At 73.3% G+C, this 18,912-nt stretch carries 13 protein-coding genes; 10 read left to right on the top strand and 3 right to left on the bottom strand.

What is annotated here, in order from left to right; genetic code table 11:
* Positions 1-377 precede the first annotated feature (377 nt).
* On the top strand, positions 378-1,595 hold the full coding sequence (locus EBO36_RS09075; RefSeq protein ID WP_122824323.1) for an MFS transporter: 1,218 nt from the start codon (positions 378-380) through the stop codon (positions 1,593-1,595).
* 32 nt (positions 1,596-1,627) lie between these two features.
* On the opposite strand, the gene EBO36_RS09070 is transcribed toward EBO36_RS09075, so the two are convergent.
* Positions 1,628-2,332, bottom strand: a complete 705-nt coding sequence (locus tag EBO36_RS09070; RefSeq protein WP_122824322.1) for a Type 1 glutamine amidotransferase-like domain-containing protein — start codon at positions 2,330-2,332, stop codon at positions 1,628-1,630.
* 259 nt (positions 2,333-2,591) lie between these two features.
* On the opposite strand from EBO36_RS09070, the gene EBO36_RS09065 reads away from it, so the two are divergent.
* Positions 2,592-4,079 carry an HNH endonuclease signature motif containing protein gene (locus EBO36_RS09065; RefSeq protein ID WP_164471419.1) on the top strand — a complete coding sequence of 496 codons (1,488 nt, stop codon included), beginning with the start codon at positions 2,592-2,594 and terminating at the stop codon, positions 4,077-4,079.
* A 206-nt stretch (positions 4,080-4,285) separates the two neighbouring features.
* Positions 4,286-4,984 (top strand): dienelactone hydrolase family protein, encoded by a 699-nt coding sequence (locus EBO36_RS09055; RefSeq protein ID WP_122824319.1) that lies wholly within the window; start codon positions 4,286-4,288, stop codon positions 4,982-4,984.
* A gap of 128 nt (positions 4,985-5,112) precedes the next feature.
* On the opposite strand, the gene EBO36_RS09050 is transcribed toward EBO36_RS09055, so the two are convergent.
* Both EBO36_RS09050 and EBO36_RS09045 read right to left on the bottom strand, forming a co-directional pair.
* Positions 5,113-5,649 carry a hypothetical protein gene (locus tag EBO36_RS09050; protein WP_164471418.1) on the bottom strand — a complete coding sequence of 179 codons (537 nt, stop codon included), beginning with the start codon at positions 5,647-5,649 and terminating at the stop codon, positions 5,113-5,115.
* A gap of 71 nt (positions 5,650-5,720) precedes the next feature.
* Positions 5,721-6,905: a winged helix DNA-binding domain-containing protein gene (locus tag EBO36_RS09045; protein WP_122824317.1), complete on the bottom strand. Its 1,185-nt coding sequence runs from the start codon at positions 6,903-6,905 to the stop codon at positions 5,721-5,723.
* 192 nt (positions 6,906-7,097) lie between these two features.
* Here EBO36_RS09045 and EBO36_RS09040 point away from each other — a divergent pair, with 192 nt between their 5' ends.
* The 7 genes from EBO36_RS09040 to EBO36_RS09010 all read left to right on the top strand — a co-directional run bounded on the left by EBO36_RS09040 (position 7,098) and on the right by EBO36_RS09010 (position 18,857).
* Entirely contained in the window at positions 7,098-8,507 is a 1,410-nt protein-coding gene (locus tag EBO36_RS09040) for an MFS transporter (RefSeq protein ID WP_244925244.1), read from the top strand.
* A 93-nt stretch (positions 8,508-8,600) separates the two neighbouring features.
* Complete coding sequence (locus EBO36_RS09035) at positions 8,601-10,322, top strand: FAD-dependent oxidoreductase (protein ID WP_122824315.1); 1,722 nt, start codon at positions 8,601-8,603, stop codon at positions 10,320-10,322.
* Positions 10,323-10,465: 143 nt separating this feature from the next.
* On the top strand, positions 10,466-11,287 hold the full coding sequence (locus EBO36_RS09030) for an SDR family NAD(P)-dependent oxidoreductase (RefSeq protein WP_122824314.1): 822 nt from the start codon (positions 10,466-10,468) through the stop codon (positions 11,285-11,287).
* Between the two features lie 522 nt (positions 11,288-11,809).
* Positions 11,810-12,439, top strand: coding sequence for a hypothetical protein (locus tag EBO36_RS09025; RefSeq protein ID WP_122824313.1), 630 nt, complete (start codon positions 11,810-11,812; stop codon positions 12,437-12,439).
* A gap of 130 nt (positions 12,440-12,569) precedes the next feature.
* Positions 12,570-13,643, top strand: a complete 1,074-nt coding sequence (locus EBO36_RS09020; RefSeq protein ID WP_122824312.1) for a WxL protein peptidoglycan domain-containing protein — start codon at positions 12,570-12,572, stop codon at positions 13,641-13,643.
* Positions 13,640-14,074 (top strand): hypothetical protein, encoded by a 435-nt coding sequence (locus EBO36_RS09015; RefSeq protein WP_122824311.1) that lies wholly within the window; start codon positions 13,640-13,642, stop codon positions 14,072-14,074. The genes EBO36_RS09020 and EBO36_RS09015 overlap by 4 nt, the downstream gene beginning before the upstream one ends.
* A gap of 430 nt (positions 14,075-14,504) precedes the next feature.
* The gene (locus tag EBO36_RS09010; protein WP_122824310.1) at positions 14,505-18,857 is read left to right on the top strand and encodes a family 43 glycosylhydrolase; all 4,353 of its coding nucleotides are present in this window, start codon (positions 14,505-14,507) and stop codon (positions 18,855-18,857) included.
* Positions 18,858-18,912 lie beyond the last annotated feature (55 nt).

Here is an 18,912-nt window from a genome sequence, read left to right as displayed (position 1 = left end):
CCGCGATGCCCCCACGACGGCGACGCTCCCGCCCGCAGGGGCAGCGTCGCGCACCGGGGGTGGAGTCTACGGTCGCCCTACCCGGCGTCCGCCAGGCTTTTTGCGCAACCCCGAGGGGCGGCGATTTATGCCGGGCGACGACGGCGGCCACCACCGTTCGTCGACGGGTGTCACGCATCTCTCGTCCGGGGGTGTGACGCATCGCTCAGGTCCACACTTCGGCCTGACGCGCGGCGCGCCGTCGGACCCGCCTAGCGTGGCCGAGGGAGCCGTGCCTGTGCCGGCGAACCGCTGGCGCCCCCGCGTGACGGCGCCCCCGTGTGGCCCCCGGTCGGGGGCACCCGACTCCACGGCATTCCCCTGAGGAGCTTTCACCTGTGCCCATCGCCATCCTGGCCCTTGCCCTCGGCGCCTTCGGAATCGGGACCACCGAGTTCGTCATGATGGGCATGCTGCCCAACGTGGCCGGCGACCTCGGTGTCGACGTGCCCACCGCCGGGCAGTACATCTCCGGCTACGCGCTCGGCGTCGTCGTCGGGGCACCGCTGCTGACGGCGCTGACGGTGCGACTGGCGCGCCGGTGGACGCTCGTCGGTCTGCTCGTGCTCTTCACCGTCGGCAACCTCCTGTCCGCGCTCGCGCCCACGCACGAGACCCTGCTGGCCACCCGCTTCCTCAGCGGCCTGCCGCACGGCGCGTTCTTCGGCGTCGCCGTCCTCGTCGCCGCGGCGCTGGTGGACCCGCAGCGCCGTGGCCGGGCGATGGCGACCGTCATGCTCGGCCTCACCCTCGCCAACGTCGTCGGCGTCCCGGTGGGCACGTTCGTCGCGCAGAGCGTCGGCTGGCGCTGGACCTTCGCGGTCGTGGCGTTCATCGGCCTCGCCGCGACCCTCGCCGTCGCGGCCCTCGCCCCCCGGGACGACGCCGGCAGCTCGGCGACCGGATCGCTGCGCGCCGAGCTCGCGTCCTTCGCGAGGCCGCAGGTGCTGCTCACGCTCGCCGTCGTCGTCTTCGGGATGGGCGGGTTGTTCGCCGCCTACAGCTACGTCGCCCCCATGCTCACCGACGTGTCGGGGCTGCAGGAGTCGGCGGTGCCGTGGGTGCTCGTCGTCGTCGGCGTCGGGATGACGGTCGGTTCCGTCGTCGGCGGGCGGCTCGCGGACCGCAGCACGCTCGGGACCCTCGCCGGAGGGATCGTGCTCGTCATCGCGGTCCTCGCCGGCCTCGCGGCGCTCCTGCACAGCGCCCCCGCCGCGATCGCGCTGCTCTTCCTCCTCGGGTTCGCCAGCCTGGGCATGGGCCCGGCGATCCAGATGCGCATCATCGAGCAGGCCGGCGGCGCGCCGACCATGGTCTCCGCCGGCGTGCAGTCGGCGTTCAACATGGCGAACACCATCGGCGCGTGGCTCGGCGGCCTGGTCATCGCCGCCGGTGCGGGGCTGCGCGCCCCGAACCTCGTGGGCGCTGGGCTCGCCGTCGTCGGCCTGGCCTTCCTCGCGTGCTCGGCTCTGCTCGAGGTGCGGCAGCGGCGGGCGGCGGGTGCTGCGGGTGCTGGTCCGGTCGACGAGGACGCGCGCGTGCCCGTACCGGCCTAGCCCTCTCGGGCCGGGCGCTGACGCCGGGCTCGTCACGCGAGCCGGCGGACGGGCACCTCGGTCTCCACCGCCTGGTCACCCCGGCGCTCCACCCGGACCACGGGGCGGCCGTCCTGTTCTGCCACGGCCTCGACGAGCTCGCCGTCGCGGAACAGCAGGGCCGCGTGGTCGTCGGCGGCGTAGCCGTCACCGAGCACGCCGTCGGCCACCCAGCCGAGGTACTTCTCGCGCCGTCCGGGTTCTCCGAGGTAGTGCGGGCAGGCGCTGCCGCGCAGGAGGCCGAGGCCGTCCGGCAACGGGGCCAGCGGCCCGAACGAGTCGGTCGACGCCCCCTCGAACCAGCAGTTCATGCCGGCACTGACGCCGGCGAGCACGGTGCCGTTGGCGGCCGCCTCACGGAGGAGCTCCGGCAGGCCGTGGAGGCGCCAGACGGCGAGCAGGTTCGCCGTCGACCCTCCTCCGACGTAGATCACGTCCTGCTCGAGCAGCATGCGGGGGTCGCGGTAGCCCCAGGGCTCGTGGGAGAACAGCGAGAGCACCGACGTCTCGGCCCGGTCGGCGAACGCGGCCTCGAACCGGCGGCTGTAGTCGTTGTCGTCACCGCTCGCCGTGGGGACGAAGCAGACCCGGGGTCGAGCGGCGCCGGTCAGGTCGAGGAGGAAGTCGTCGAGGGCGGACGTCCCGTCGTCGGACATCGAGAAGCCACCGCCACCGAGCGCGAGAACCGTTCCGAGCATGCCGGGGACGGTAGCAGCGGCCATCCACACCCCGGGGATGGGCCCGGCGGCGCCGTTCGCGCGCCGGCGATCCCGGCAGGGAGAGCCGTGCGGATGACTGATGCGCTGGTGACTGTGGACGTCGACGGCGCGTCCGAGCGTCCCTGCTTTTGCGGACGCGTGGGTCTATCCACACCCCGGGAGGAGGCCCGGCGGGATGTCGGTGGTGGGTGGTTGACTGCTCCTAGTAGTCGAACAAGCGTTCGAGGAGGTGGTCCGGGTGGCCGCGGTGCTGGAGCCGTTGAGTGACCTGGAGCGCGCCGCGGCCACCTTGGCGCAGGTCGATCTGGCGGACCTGTCGGGTGAGGCGCTGGCGGAAGGCCTCACGCGACTGGAGGCGGTGGAGGGGCGGCTGTGCGCCGCGCGCGCACGGCTGGTGGCGGCGATCGACGCGGACGGGACGTGGGCCGCCGGTGGGGCGCGATCGTTTCCGGCGTGGATCCGGGAACACACGGGCCGCTTCGACCGGGAGGCGTCGCGGATGACGCGTGAGGCGCGGGCGCTGCGGGACCACCTGCCCGGGACGGCGAAGGCGCTGGCCGCCGGGGAGATCGGCCCGGACCATGTGGCGTCGATCGTGCGGCTGGGGACGGCGTCGCCGGAGTGCATCCGGGTGCTCGCGGATCCGGACGTCGGTGAGGGCTTCCTCATTCGCCAGGCGCGGGTGCTGGACGCGGGACGGTTCCACACGGTGATGAAGAACTGGGCGTTGCGTGCGGATCCGGCGGCCGGGGACCGGCGGTGGAAGGACGAGTCCGAGCGCGAGGAGCTCTCCCTGGCCAAGACGCTGGATGGCTACCACGGCAAGGTCTGGCTCTCCGAGGTGAACGGCGCGCTGGTGCTCGCGGCCCTGCAGGCGAGGGCCGGGCGCCGCGGCAAGGATGACCTGCGGACCCCGAACCAGCGCCGCGCGGCGGCCCTCGTCGAGCTGGCGGGGACGATGCTCGACTCGGGAAAGCTCCAGCCCGGCGCGCGGATCCGGCCCCACATCGCGATCACCGCCACGATCGGGACGCTCACGGCGATCGTCCGCGCCCAGCGCCCCGGTGCGCCGTGCCGACCCCCGGCGGCACCGGGCGCGTTCGGCAGTACGGATGCGGGACCGGCTGCCGACGTCCGCGCCGCCGATGCCGGCCCCGGAGCGGCCGCCGCCGCCGGCGGGGCTCGCAGCGCAGGTGCCGGCACGGGTGCCGCGGACCTCGAGGCCGGGGGCGGGATGTGGGGTGAGTTGCTGGGGACGATCGAGACGGCGCTGGATCACGCACAGCTCGGCGGCACCGAGCCCGCCACCCTCGAGGACGGCACGCCGATGCCATTCGGGCTCTTCGCGCAGCTGGCGTGCAACTCCGCGCTGCACCGCGTGGTGTTCGGTGCGGACTCGGAGATCCTCGACGTCGGCCGGGAGGAGCGGTTGTTCACCACCGGTCAGACCCGCGGGATCATCGCCCGGGACGGGCAGTGCCGATTCCCCGGCTGCACCGCGCCGCCGGGGCAGGGCGAGATCCACCACTCGCTGTGGTGGTACGCGCAGCACGGGAAGACCGACACGGCCAACGGCATCCTGCTGTGCCGCTACCACCACGGGTTCGTCCATCAGCGCGAGCTGAGCATCGAGCGCTACCCCGACCAGTGGCGGTTCGTCCGGCCCAACGGCCACACCTTCGGCACCACCCCGCTCCACACCCGCAACGAGCCGATGCTGCAGTGAAGTGCGTGGTCGGTGGGTCGATGAAGGTCCGCCGCGCTGGCGCTCGCGGGCGGCGGGACTCCGCGCGATGCACCGACGCGATGGTGCCGGTGCCGGTGCCGGTGCCGGTGCCGGTGCCGGTGCCGGTGCTGGTGCTGGTGCCGCTCGATATGGTGACGGCCTGCGCGGGCCCCTGCCCGACTGTGACGACAACGGGAGCGGCCTGCATGTCCGCGAGTGAAGCGACGACCACCGTCCACCGCCCCGACGGCGAGATGCCGGCGCACGTGTGGCTGCCGCCCGGCGGCACCGGTCCCGGGCTGCTGCTCCTCCAGGAGATCTTCGGCGTCAGCGCCTACATCCGGGACCGCGCTCAGGACCTCGCCGACCTGGGCTACGTCGTCCTCGCGCCGGAGCTGTACTGGCGCACGGGCACCATGGTGGACGAGTCACGTCCGGACTTTCTTGAGCAGGGGATGGCGCTGCAGGCGCAGCTCGACTGGGACGAGACGGTGGCCGACGCGGTCGCCGCCCTCGACACGCTCCGGGCCCGGCCTGAGGTCGACGGCGGCGTGGGCGTCGTCGGGTTCTGCTTCGGCGGGGGAGTGGCCTTCAACGTCGCCGCCGTCGCCGACGTCGACGCCCTCGTCTCCTACTACGGCTCGTCCCTGCCGCAGCTGCTGCCCCTGGCCGACCGGGTGAGCGCGCCAAGCCTGCACCACTTCGGCACGGCGGACGCCTACATCCCGATGGAGAAGGTCGAGGAGATCCGGGCCGCGGTGGACGGGCCGGAGGTGGAGTTCCACCTGTACGACGGCGCCGGGCACGCCTTCGACAACCCGAACCCGATGTTCGTCCACGAGGCCGCGCGCGCGGACGCATGGCGGATCACCACGGAGTTCCTCGCCCGTCGCCTGCCGGTCTAGCGTCCGGCGGGTCGATGACACCCGCCGAGGAGTGTCCGTCCTTGCACCTCCCCGTGTGGCCGGGTCGGTGGTGAGCACCGGGAGTGCCGGAGCTGGGGGCGCCGATCTCGGCTCCTTCGCCGCCCTGGTCAGCGCCGGTTCTCGAGCGCGCGGCGTCGTGCGGCGTTGTAGACCGGCGCGAGCCTCGCGAACCGGACCCCGAGCACCGCGAGCGTGACGACCTGGGGAAGCGCCCCCATCCAGTGCCGTGCGAGCCCGAGCTCCGGGTGCGCCTCGTCGAAGGCCGGGCCGCCGGCCTCGGGATACATCCGCGAGAAGCCGATGGGCATGACGACGAAGAGGACGACGGTCATGGCCAGCAGCAGGAGGAAGTCGGGGGCGTCCTCCCAGCGTGCCTTCGGTGCGAGGACGAGCGCACCGACCGGGGCGAGCAGGCACACCACGACCATCAGGGCGGCGGGGACCGGCACCGCCGGCCAGGGGACGATCACGTCCCACTTGGTGTCGCTGAGCGGCCCGAACTGGCCGCCGGCGAGGAGCCCCGACGCGAACATGAGCAGGACGAGGGCCAGCACCGTGTAGGCCGCGGCCATGAAGATTGCGCGTCCGACGACGTACTGGCGTGCCACGTCCTCGGACACATCGGACGGGGCGGGTCTGATCATTACGCCACACTAGGCCTGCGGGCCCCCGGGGAGCCTGCCCTCGGGAGCCCAGCCCTTGGCGCGACCTACGCTCAGGGCAGCGGTGCCTGCTTCATGAGCGCCGACGCGTACACGTTGCTGATCCGCACCCCGTCGAGCCACGCCGTGAGCCGCGCCGCCTCGGCGTCCAGGGCGGCGCGGGCGGTGGCGCCGACGTCGGCCCGGAGGATGACGCGAACCCGAGCGTCATCGTCCTGCGCCCAGGCGCCGACGATCCGCCCGTCCCACCACGCGGTGTTCCCGGCGTTGCCGTTGCTGTCGAAGAGATAGGGCACGTCGGCGGGGTCGAGGTAGAAGCTACGGCCCTTCCAGCCCATCGTCGTCGGGTCGAGCGTCGGCAGCAGCGCCGCCCACGGCTCCGGCCGGAGGACCGGATCCACGTCGTCAGGCAGCACCCAGCCGGTCTGCCCGCCGTCCAGGCTCACCTCGACGGCGTCGACGGCGGCGAGCGCCGCTCGCACGCTGGCCTTGGTCGAGCCGAGCCACCACTGGACGTCGTCGACCGTGCCGGGGCCGAAGGTGCGCAGCCAGCGGCGGACGAGCTCGGCGTAGCCCTCCGCCTCGGTCAGCGGCTCGGGCGGCTCGCCGAGCCACGACTCCATGAGCGTCCACGTGGGCCGGCCGATGCGCCAGTGGCCGGCGTTGGGTCCGCGCACGATGCGCCCCTCGGCGCCGAGGAGCGTGAGCACGCGCGGCGCCATCTGGAACGTCCCGCCGTACTTCTTGTCGAGGTTCGCGGTGACCGTCCCGGCGAGCTCGGGGAGCTGCTCCCGCAGCTGCCGTGCCGAGAGCGGCTCTGATCCGGCCAGGCGGACGACGACGGCGTGCGTCGCCGCGGCGAGCCACGCGGCGCCGTCGTCGGCCACACCGTGCTTCTCGGCGTCCCGGGTGATGAGGCGGCGCTGCTCGGCGGCCACCCGCGCGGAGGCGCTGCCGAGCGCCGCGGGAAGCAGGTCGCGCGGGAAGACGAACAGCGTGCGGCGCATCGCCAGCTGCTTGACCACGCTGCGGTCCTCGTACAGTGCACGGTCCACGTCCTCTGGCGTCCCCGACGTGGTGCGTGCGTGGACGGCGAGGTGGACGGTGGCCGGCTCGGTGGCGTGCAGGACCGTCATCGCGCGCGTGACCGCGACCGCGTCGGGCAGGCGGTGGTCCGGGTGCAGGCCGTGGCGCAGTGCGAGTCGGCTGCGGCGTTCGTCGTCGTCGATGTGGCGCATCGGTGCCCACTATGCCCGGCCGGGCGGCGTGCGCGGGACGGGACCGCCGGCCGGGACGGGACAGCGTCCATGGGGCCGGATGGACCGCGCGGGGCCGGACGAACCGCGCGGGGCCGGACGAGCCACGGGACGCCGGTCACCAGCACGGGGCGGTCCGGCGGACCAGGCCCGGGCGGACGAGAGAATGTCCCCGTGATCTCGTTCCAGGCTCCCGCCCCGGCGCGGACCGCCCTGGCGGTGTGGGGCGCGGGCCTGGTGGCCTACGTCGTCGCCGTCACCGGCCGCACCTCCCTCGGCGTCGTCGGCCTCGAGGCGGCCGAGCGGTTCGACATCTCCGCGGCCGGGCTGTCGATGTTCGTCGTCGTCCAGCTCGCCGTGTACGCCGCCGCCCAGGTGCCGGTGGGGATCATCCTCGACCGGGTCGGCTCCCGCGCCCTCATCGCCGTCGGGACCGTCATCCTCGCCGCCGGCCAGCTCACCCTCGCCCTCGCCGACACCCTTCCCCTCGCGCTGCTCGCCCGCGTGCTCGTCGGTATCGGTGACGCGACGGCGTTCGTCTCGGTCCTGCGGCTCATCCCCAGCTGGTTCCCCGTGCGCCGCATTCCGGTGCTCACCCAGATGACGGGGATCGTCGGCCAGACCGGGCAGATCATCTCGGCCGTCCCGTTCATGGCCCTGCTCCACGCCGAGGGATGGGCCCCGGCGTTCCTCTCCCTCGCCGGGCTCGGCGTCTTCACGACGATCCTCGTCCTCGCCGTCGTGCGGGACGCCCCGACCCCGCAGGGCGTGGACCGGACGACGGCGGTGCCCACCGTCCGCCCGGGCCCCGAGCCGTTGCGGCGGGTGCTCGCCCTGCCCGGGACGTGGCTCGGGTTCTTCACCCACTTCGTCTCCCTGTTCCCCACGAACACGTTCATGCTCCTGTGGGGCGTCCCCTTCCTCACCGCGGGCCAGGGGATGAGCGCGCAGGCCGCGAGCGCGCTGCTCACCGTCGCCGCGCTCACCGGGATCGTCGGCGGGCCGGTCATCGGCACCCTCCAGGGGCGCCACCCGCTGCGCCGGTCGTCGCTGGTGGTCGGGACCGTCGCGCTCACCATCGCCGTCTACGCGTCGGTGCTCGTCCCGGCCACGCCGCGGCCGATGGCGCAGCTCGTCCTCCTCGTCGTCGTCCTCTCGCTCTCCGCGACGGCGGCGAACGTCGGCTTCGACTTCGCCCGCAGTTTTGTGCCCTCGGCGCGGCTCGGCACCGCGACCGGCCTGGTCAACGTCGGCGGGTTCGTCTCCTCGCTCGCGGCGATCTACCTCGTCGGGCTCGTCCTCGACCTCGTCCGGCCGGACGGCGCGTACGACCTCGCGGACTTCCGCCTCGCCTTCGCCAGCCAGGGGCTGGTGTGGGCGGTCGGCCTCGTCGGGCTCGTGTGGTCGCGCCGCGCCACGCGACGGCGGATGGCGACCGAGGGCGTCGTCGTCCCGCCGGTGCGCGAGGTCGTTGCGCGGCTGCGCGCCGAGGCCCCGCGGCGACGGCGGCGTCGGCCAGGCCTGGCACCGACGCCGGAGCCCCGGGAGCCGTCGGAGCGAGACGGGGGCAGTGAGGAGGTCTGACACGCCGTTCTGTCGACCTAGGACCTTCGGTCGTAGCGACCACCCGGTCCGGCTGCCAGCGTGGTGGGTACCTGACCGGACAAAGGAGTTCCTGTGCAGAACGTGACCTGGGATGAGACCTACGACGTCGTCGTCGTCGGGGGAGGGACCGGCATCGTCGCCGCCCTCGCCGCCGCCGAGGAGGGCCTGACCGCCCTCGTCGTCGAGAAGAGTGAGTACCTCGGCGGGTCGACCGCCCTCTCCGGCGGCGGGATGTGGATGCCCGGCAACCACGTCCTGCGGGAGAAAGGCATCGCCGACAGCCGCCAGCGCGCTGAGACCTACCTCGACGAGGTCGTCGGTGAGACCGCGCCCCGCGAGCGACGCGTCGCCTTCCTCGACCACGACGCCGACGCCGTCGAGCTGCTCCGCCGATGCACGCCGCTGCGCTTCTCCCACATGCGCGAGTACGCCGACTACTTCTCCGAGACCAGGGGTGGCTCCGCCATCGGCCGGTCCATCGAGCCCGCGCCCTTCGACCTCGCCTCCCTCGGCGAGGACGCCGGCCTCGTGCGCAAGGGCAGCCTCGAGGCGCCCGTCCCGATGCCCATCACCTCGATGGACTACAAGTGGATGAACCTCATGACCCGGATGCCCCAGCGGGCCCTGCCCAAGGTGGCGGGCCGCGTCGCGCAGGGCATCGGCGGCAAGGTCATCAAGCGCAACTACGTCGCCGGTGGTGCGGCGCTCGCGGCCGGCCTCGTCGCCGGGGCGCGCCGGGCCGGCGTCCCGCTGTGGACCTCCAGCCCGCTGCGCGAGATCGTCCTCGACGGCGACCGGGTGGTCGGCGTCGTCGTCGAACGGGAGGGCCGGACCGTGCGCGTGGAGGCGCGCTGCGGCGTCGTCCTCGCCGCCGGCGGCTTCGACCACAACCTCGCCATGCGCCGTGAGCACCAGTCGACGGCGCTCGAGGCAGGGTGGAGCTTCGGCAACCCGGCCAACACCGGTGAGGTTCTCCGCCTGGCGCAGGACGCCGGCGCCGACCTCACATTGATGGGCCAGTCGTGGTGGTTCCCGGCGGTCCCGCCCGCCGCCCCGGGCGGGGAGCCGAGCGTGCTCCTCGCCGAGCGGTCCCTGCCCGGCTCCCTCATCGTCGACGGCACCGGTCACCGGTTCTTCAACGAGTCGTGCGACTACATGACCGCCGGGCGCATCATGCTCGGCCACGACGACGGCGAGGCCCCGCACCTTCCGGCGTGGCTGATCTTCGACCAGAAGTACCGCAACAGCTACGTCTTCGGGGGTGGCCTCATGCCGGGCCAGGCGCTGCCCAAGGCCTGGTACGAGGCCGGGCTGGCGCACAAGGCGTCGAGCATCGAGGAGCTGGCCGGCGCGCTCGGAATCCCCGGGGTGCGCGACGGCGTCGCCCGGTTCAACCTCCTCGCCACCCAGGGGCACGACGACGACTTCGACCGCGGCCTGTCGCACTACGACCGTTACTACGGGGACCCGACGAACACGCCCAACCCCAACCTGCGCCCGCTCACCAAGGCGCCGTACTACGCCGTCCGGGTGGTCCCCGGCGACCTGGGCACCTGCGGCGGCGTGCGGGCCGACGCGCACGCCCGCGCGCTCCGCCCGGACGGCACGGCCATCGACGGGCTCTACGCCACGGGCAACTGCGCCGGCAACGCCTTCGGCCACTACTACCCGGGCCCGGGGGCGACCATCGGCCAGGGCGTCACGTTCGCCTACGTCGCCGCGTTACACGCCGCCGGGCGGCTGGGTGCCGGCGAGGGCACCCTGCGGGGCGCCGCTGATCGTCGGGTCGGTTAGGCCTCCCGGCCCCGGGACCATGGTCCCGGGGCAGGTACGGCACCACGGGCAGAATCGGCCGTACCGAGCACACTCGACGCGGGACGCCCCGCTCTGTGGGACCCCGCCGCCGACGGCCGGGGCCCAGAGCGAGAGGAGTCACCGTGGAGATCACGGGCAAGGTCTTCGTCGTCACCGGCGGGGGCAACGGCATCGGACGCCAGGTGGTGCGCGGCCTGCTGGCGCGCGGCGCCCGGGTGGCTGCCGTGGACGTCAGCGAGACCGGCCTCGCCGAGACGGCCGACCTCGCCCACGCCGCCCAGCGGCTCACCACCCATGCGCTCGACCTCACCGACCGGACCGCCGTGGAGGCACTGCCGGCCGCCGTCGTCGCCGCCCATGGTCAGGTCGACGGCGTCCTCAACATCGCCGGGATCATCCAGCCCTTCGTCCGCGTCAACGATCTCACGTACGAGCAGATCGAGAAGGTCATGAACGTGAACTTCTGGGGGACCGTGCACATGTGCAAGGCGTTCCTCCCGTACCTGCTCGAGCGGCCGAGCGCGGCGCTGCTCAACGTCGCCAGCATGGGGGCGCTCGCGCCCGTGCCCGGGCAGTCCGTCTACGGGGCGTCGAAGGCCGCCGTCAAGCTCTTCACCGAGGGCCTGTACGCCGAGCTGGTTGACACGCCGGTGGCGGTGACGGTCGTCTTCCCGGGGGCCATCGCCACGAACATCACGACGAACTCCGGCGCGGCCGTCCCCGGCCGGGCGCGGTCGGCGAAGAGCTCGACGACGAAGACGACGTCGGCGGCCGAGGCGGCGCGGATGATCATCGCTGCGGTCGAACGCGGGGCCTACCGGGCCACCCTCGGCAACGACGCCCGGGGGCTCGACCTCCTCGCGCGGCTGTCCCCGCGCCGGGCCACGGACATGATCGCCGGGAAGATGAAGTCCTTGCTCGGCGAGCCCACCTCTCCGCGCTGACCCAGCGCCACGCACGCGACCGCTCCGGCCGGGGGCGTGGCCGTGCGCCGCCGCAGCTCCGTGCGCGCCCGGGTGACGAATGCGTCGTACCGGGCGCGCGCCCGGCGATCTGCCCACTCCCCGAGAGCAGCGCTCGTACGCCCTTGTGTGCGCTAACACTGCCCGCTAGCATCCGTGGTGAGCCCCGTCGTCTCCGACGTGGATCTGAAGCAAAGGTGCTGATGCAATGCTCCGGAGGAGTCCCCGCTGCCCGATGTCGTGCAACGGCACGGCCAGGGTGCCGCGAGGACACGACGGGGTGCTCGACGGCGCACGCGCGGACATCGACTCGGCGTGGAACCCGGTGCAGTCACCGGGCCCATCCGGGTCATGAGCACCAGGGTGATGGGGGGCCGTCCGACGGCTCCGCAGGGCCCGGGGCAGCCCGTTGCGGCTGACGCTCCGGCGCACCCGGACGGCCGGAAGTCCCGGTCGTTCGTAGGTTCGGTTCGGCCACGCGCCGACCGGGAACTGGAGAACCGAATGAACAGGAATGGGCTGCTCGCTCGCGCCGGCATCGGCGCCGCGGGAGCAATGCTGCTGACCGCGGTCGCCGGGGCGGCGATCGCGGACGAGGTCGACCAGGACAACGTCGACATCAACGTCGAGATCGCGGAGGTCCCGCCGGTCGGCGCGCTCACGATGAGCGTCGCGGCGGACTCGACCACCCTGACCGAGGTCGACTCCGGAGACCCCGACATCCGGCAGTTCAACGGAACCCTGCCCACCGTCACGGTCAGCGACGACCGGGAAGAGGTCCCCGAGGACGTGTTCTGGTACGTCACCGGGCAGTCCTCGGCCTTCTCATCCGACGACGCGGGCGCGACGGACCTCCCGGCCGGCCACCTCGGCTGGACGCCGGAGGTCACCGATGAGGACGGCACCGGCGCTGTCGCCGCGGGCGACGAGGTCCTCACGGTCCTCGACGAGGGGCCCAACGCCGTCGGCCTCGTCGCCGAGGAGCTCCTCGCGCTCTCGCTCGACTCGCAGGAGGCGAGCGTGCAGGGCGAGTGGGAGGCCAGCGCCGACCTCTTCCTCAAGACGCCGGTGGACGTCGCACCGGGCAGCTACGAGGCCACGCTGACGCTGACCCTGTGGGAGGACGAGCTCTGACCGGACCGTTGACCGAGACGTAATCTCGTGGGTCGGGGCCGCGCGCACCGCGCGGCCCCGACCCGGGGCCCGCCGCAGGCCCCTACCCGGGCCTGATCACGACCCAACCCCTGCGATCACCAGGACTGCCGTGCCCACCTCCCCTCTGCGCCTCGACGCGCTCGCCCGAACGCTGCTCCACACGGCGGCGTTCGCCCTCGCGTTCTGCGCTGCCCTCCTCGCCGCGCTGCCCGCTGCCGCGGCCACAGACGAGCCCCCGGACCTCCGGTGGTCGGTCTCGCCCGCGGACGAGTCCGGGCCGGACGACCGGAGGGTCGTCGAGCACGAGCTCGACCCGGGGGAGACCGTCGAGGACCGCTTCGCCGTGCGCAACATCAGCGAGGAAGAGGTGACCTTCACGCTCACGGCCGCCGACGGCTTCTACACGCGGACGGGCCGCTTCGACATCCTCGCCTCCGACCGGGAATCGGTCGGGGCGGGTACGTGGATCACCGTTCCTGAGAGCGTCACCGTCGGCCCTGGGGAGACGGAGATCGTCGACTTCTCCCTCACCGTGCCCGAGCGCGCCGAGCCGGGCGACCACGCCGCCGGCATCACCGCGTCGATCCTGTCGGTGCAGACCGGGGACGACGGCACGAGCGTGGGCGTCGAGAGCCGCATCGGGTTCCGGGTGCTCACCCGGGTGACCGGGGAGATCACGCCGGCGGCGGCCGTGCAGAACGTCGACGGCGTCTACGACCTCTCATGGAACCCGCTGCGCCCCGGTGAGGCGACCGTGACGTTCGAGCTCGTCAACGAGGGCAACACGCGACTCCTCGCGGAGGGCACGGTGAACGCCGGCGGGGGGAGTACGGCGTTCCCGCCCGAGGACGAGAACCGCCAGGAGCTCCTTCCGGGAGACAGTCGCGAGATCAGCGTCCCCGTCGACGGCGTGTGGCCCCTCTTCGCGGTCCCCGTCGACGTCAGCTTCGCCCCGGAGGTCGTCACGGCCGACGGGTCGACGTCGACCCTCGATCCCGTGGTCGCCGGAACCACCCTCTGGGCCATCCCGTGGCCCCATCTGGCGATCCTCGCCGGGATCGCACTACTCGTCATCGCCGTCATGTCCGGGCGCACCCGCTCCCGGCGCAAGCTCGACGCCCTCCTCGCCGACGCGCGGGAGCAGGGCCGGAAGTCCGCTGAAGAGAAAGCAGAGACCCCATGACCCGTCGTCGCCCCGCGAGCGTCCGTGCCCCGCTGGCGGCCCTCGTGCTGCTCGTCGTCGCTCTGACGCCCTCCTCGGCGGTCGCCGCGCCCGAGGACTCGGACGGGGTAGGCGTGAGGGTGGACATCGAGCCGCTCGACGAGCCGACGACCGACGAGCCGACGACCGACGAGCCGACCTCCGCGGAGCCGACGGCCGGCGAGCCGCCGACGGGTGTGGAGCCCACGGGTGCGCCGTCGCCCACGATGGGCGTCCCCTCGCCCACGACGGGCGTCCCTGCGCCCACGGACGGGCCGACGCGGGACGGGGATCTGCCGGACACTGGCGCGGACCTCGCGGGCGCGCTGGGGCTCACCGCCCCCTTGCTCGCCGCGGGTGCAGCTCTCGCCATCCTCGCCGGCCGCCGGCGGGGAGCGACCTCCGACGGCTGAGCCGCGCCGCGCGTCACCCGTCGAGCCGTCCGGCACCGAGTGCCGGGCGGCTCGGGTGCGCCCGGGCGGCTGCCGGGCCCGGCGTCTCCAGCGTGCCGCGGCAGCCGCTCCCGCCTGCCTGGTGAGCAGCGCCCCGCAGCGGGCCCCAGCGGCGACCGCCTGCGCTCGCCCACGTCCGCCGAGGGACCCGTCCCGGCCCGCGGTCGGTGATCTCGCGTGAGGCCACCCGGCAGGCGGGCATCTCTTGACAGCCCGGACGCGACCTCTTACGGTCGAGCCAGGCCGCGACTGTTTGCGCTAACACTGCCTCTCAATGTGAGGGCCGGCGGCTCACGGACGCTCCACCGACGGGGCGTCCGACGGATGACTGCAACGCCGCACGCATCGACGACGCATTCCTCCACCTCGGAGCACGGGAGAAGGAAGTGCCATGACGCCGAGACCGATCCGACGTGCGGTGTCCGGCGCGACCGCGGCCCTTCTCGGCCTGACGGGGGCGCTCCTCGCGATGCAGCCCGCGTCCGCCGACGCCGCGCTCGTCGCGCACTACCCCCTCGACGAGACGTCCGGCACGGTGGCGGTCGACGCCTCCGGCGCGGGACGCGACGCCACGTACGTGGGCGCCCCGGCGCTCACCGGCGGCGGGGGAGTGCGCCTCGACGGCGTCGACGACCACGTCCGCCTGCCGAACGACGTCCTCGCCGGGCTCGACTCGGTGACGATCAAGGCCGAGGTGCTCGTGCGCGCCTCCCAGGGCACGCCCTACTTCATCTACGGCTTCGGCAACACCGACGCCGCCGGCGTCGGGAACGGGTACCTCTTCTCCTCGGGCAACGCCTACCGCGCCTCGATCGCCACGGGGAACTGGTCGACGGAGCAGACCGTGACGAGCGGGGCCAACCTCCCGCGCGACGTGTGGAAGACGATCACGTACACCCTCGACGACGCCAGCGACACGGCGCGGCTCTACCTCGACGGCGTCGAGGTGGGCGTCAAGACCGGCGTCACCATCCGCCCGGGCGCGATCGGCAACGCCGCCACTGCGGCGAACTACCTCGGCCGCTCGGTCTACACCGCCGACCGGTACCTCGCCGGGAGTCTGCGGGACGTGCGGATCTACGACGCCGCCCTCACCGCGTCCGAGGTTGCGGCACTGCACCCCACCGACGACGTCCGCCTCGAGCGGGACGCCGCGGCGCTCACCCTCGGCGACCTCCCCGCCGTCACCGGGAACCTCAGCCTCCCGGCCACCGGCCCGAACGGCGCGTCCGTCGCGTGGACCTCGAGCGACCCGGGCGTCATCGCCGCCTCCGGCGCCGTCACCCGCCCCGCGGGAGGGGACCCGGCCGAGGTGACGCTCACCGCCCGGCTCAGCCTCGGCTCGGCGTCGCGGACGCGCGCGTTCGTCGCGACCGTGCTCCCCGAGCCGGGTGGCGACGTCCTCGCCCAGGAGGACCTGGACGCCGTCGTCATCCCCGACGCCGACGACGTCCGCGGGAACATCACCCTGCCGGCCACCGGGCCGGTCCACGGCAACGACATCGTCTGGACCGCCTCGCCCGCCGGCGTCATCACGACGGCGGCGGACGGCGGGACGCCTGCGGGCGTCGTCACCCGCGGCGCCACCGACACCACCGTCACCCTCACCGCGACCGTCCCGGGCACCGACGCCGTGCGCACCATCGCCGTCACCGTCGCCGCGGCGCCGGCCGGTCTCGACACCGACTACACGGCCGGGTACCTGTGGACGCACTTCGCGGCCCAGGGCGGGTACGAGAAGATCTTCTTCGGCCACAGCGAGGACGGCCTCCACTGGTCCACGCTCAACGACAACGCGCCGGTCCTCGCCAACCTCGGCGGCGACCTCGGCGTCCGCGATCCGCACCTCGTCCGCTCTCCCGAGGGGGACCGGTACTGGATCATCGGCACCGACCTCCACGCCGAGGGCGGCGGACCCGGGGGCTCCGGCTGGGACCAGCTCAACGCGAGCCAGAACCTCGTCGTGTGGGAGTCGACGGACCTCGTCACCTGGAGCGACCAGCGCATCGCCTTCGCCGGCTTTCCGCACGCGGGCAACGTCTGGGCGCCCGAGGCCACCTGGAACGAGGCGACCGGGGAGTACTACGTCTACTGGTCCGCCCGCGACCGCCGCGACAACGAGACCCCCGACTGGGCGCTGCGGGTCTACCTCACGAAGACCCGCGACTTCGTCACCTTCACCGAGCCCGAGGTCTGGGCGTCCCTCAACGCCCCCGGCGACGGCGCGGGCGGGCCGAACATCATCGACTCGACCATCGCCGAGGAGGACGGCGTCTACTACCGCTTCTCCACCTCCGACTGGCACACGATCGTCGATACCGCGCCCAGCCTCGACGGGCCGTGGACGACGGTCATCGGCCGCGGCGAGGCAGCCGCGCACGGCCTGCGGGCCTCGATGGAGGGGCACACCGTCTACCAGCTACCCGACGGGCGCTGGGCCGTCATGGGCGACCAGAGCGGGTACTACGGCCACGTCACCGACACCCTTGCCAGCCTGCAGTTCCGCCAGCTCAGCGTCGGCGAGGGCCCGGACCAGTACTCCTTCGCCCAGCGCTTCCGGCACGGCTCGGTCCTGCGCCTCTCGGCCGCCGAGGAGCGGCGTCTCCTCGCCGCCTACGGCGACGGCGCCGAGGAGCCCGAGGAGCCCGAGGAGCCGCACGAGGGCCCGATCGCGGAGTACACCTTCGACGACGGCACGCTCACCGACTCCGTCGGGGACGCGGACCTCACCGCGAGCGGCACCGCCCGGGTGGCGACCGACCCGACCCAGGGCAGCGCCCTGCGCCTCGACGGGTCGGCGGGCGGCTTTGCGTCCTTCCCCACCGGCTTCTTCGACGGTCGGGACACCATGACGATCTCGATGGACGTGAAGTCGGAGCTCACCAGCGGCAACTTCTTCACCTTCGCCTTCGGGACCGACTCGACGAAGTACTACTTCCTGCGCCTGCGCGGCGGTGACGTCCGCAGCGCCATCACCCAGACGTCGTGGCAGAACGAGGCCGCCGTCACCGGGTCGGTGGCCGCCGGGCAGTGGCACCGCCTCGACGTCGTCCTCGACGGCACGACGATGGTGGTCTACGCCGACGGCGTGAAGCTGGGGGAGAACACCGCCCTCGGCATGAGCGTGGACGACCTCGGGACGAACCTCGCCGGCTACCTCGGCCGCTCGTTCTACTCCGGCGACCGCGCCTTCCAGGGCTGGTTCGACAACGTCCGCGTCTACGACCGGGCGCTCTCCGCGGGCGAGGTCCTCGAGAACGCCGGCGTGACCGACCAGCTCCTCGACGTCTCGCTCACCGACCCCGACGTCCTGCGGTACGCACCGATCGTCGACCCCGACGCGCACACCGTCCTGTTTCCCGTCACCCGCGGCACGGACGTCACGGCCCTCGCGCCGACGTTCACCACCGCGGCGGGCGTGAGCGTGTCGCCGTCGTCCGGGACGACCGTCGACCTCAGCGCGCCGGTCGAGTACGTCCTCACGGACGCAGCCGGCGAGACGGTGACGTGGCGCATGGAGGCGCGCGTCGTCGGGAGCCCGGTGCTGCCGGGCCTGTACGCCGACCCGAACATCGCCGTGTTCGGCGACACGTATTTCATCTACGCGACCTCCGACGGCTACCCCGGGTGGGGTGGCAACGAGTTCTACGTGTGGAGCTCGAAGGACCTCGTCGACTGGGAGCGCTCGGAGGAGCCGTTCCTCACCCTCGACGGCGCGAACGGGAACGTCCCGTGGGCGAGCGGCAACGCCTGGGCGCCGACGGTCATCGAGCGCGACGGGAAGTACTACTTCTACTTCAGCGGCCACAACGCCACCTACGACCGCAAGACGATCGGGGTGGCCGTCGCCGACAGCCCGGAGGGGCCGTTCACGGCCCAGCCGACGGCGATGATCCTCAACAACGAGGCCGTGACGTCCGGCCAGGCCATCGACCCGGCGGCGTTCCGCGACCCGGTGACCGGCAAGTACTACCTCGGGTGGGGCAACGGCGGGCCGTCGAACGGGCCCGTCCTCGCCGAGCTGGCCGACGACATGGTCTCCATCAAGCCGGGCACGTACCAGCGCATCGAGGGGCTCACCGACTTCCGCGAGGGCGTCTTCTTCAACTACCGGGACGGCCTCTACCACCTCACCTACTCGATCGACGACACCGGCTCGGAGAACTACCGGGTCGGGTACGCGACGGCGACGAGCATGGACGGGCCGTGGACCTACCGCGGCGTCATCCTCGAGAAGGACCTGTCGCTGGGGATCAAGGGACCGGGGCACAGCTCGATCCTCAACGTGCCGGGCACGGACGACTGGTACATCGTCTACCACCGCTTCGCCATCCCCGGCGGGAACGGGAACAACCGGGAGACGACGATCGACCGGCTCGAGTTCGGGCCCGACGGGCTCATCCAGCCGGTCACCCCGACGCTCGAGAGCGTGCCCCCGCAGACGATCGAGCTGCCCCCGGCCGGCCCGGACGTCACGGCCACGGCCGACACGCGCTGCGTCGCCGGAAAGGTCGTGGAGACCGTGCGGGTGGCCAACGACTCCGCGGCGCCCGTCACCGCCGTCGTCTGGACGCCGTACGGGAACCGGACCCTCACCGTGGCGGCGGACCGGTCCGCGTCGCTGACCTTCAGCACGCGCCTCACGTCGGTCCCGGCCGGCGAGGCCACCGTGACGGCGACCGCCGCGGGGCTGCCGGCGAGCACGACCCTCACCGCGCCCTACGCGCGTCGGGCCTGCGGCTAGCCGCACCACCGCCGCGCCGCACGCCGCTCCACCGCACCGCACCGCCGCCCCACCG

The sequence above is a fragment of the Georgenia faecalis genome, assembly GCF_003710105.1.
GTDB classification, from domain to species: domain Bacteria; phylum Actinomycetota; class Actinomycetes; order Actinomycetales; family Actinomycetaceae; genus Georgenia_A; species Georgenia_A faecalis.
This window is presented reverse-complemented; position numbering and strand designations above follow the sequence as displayed.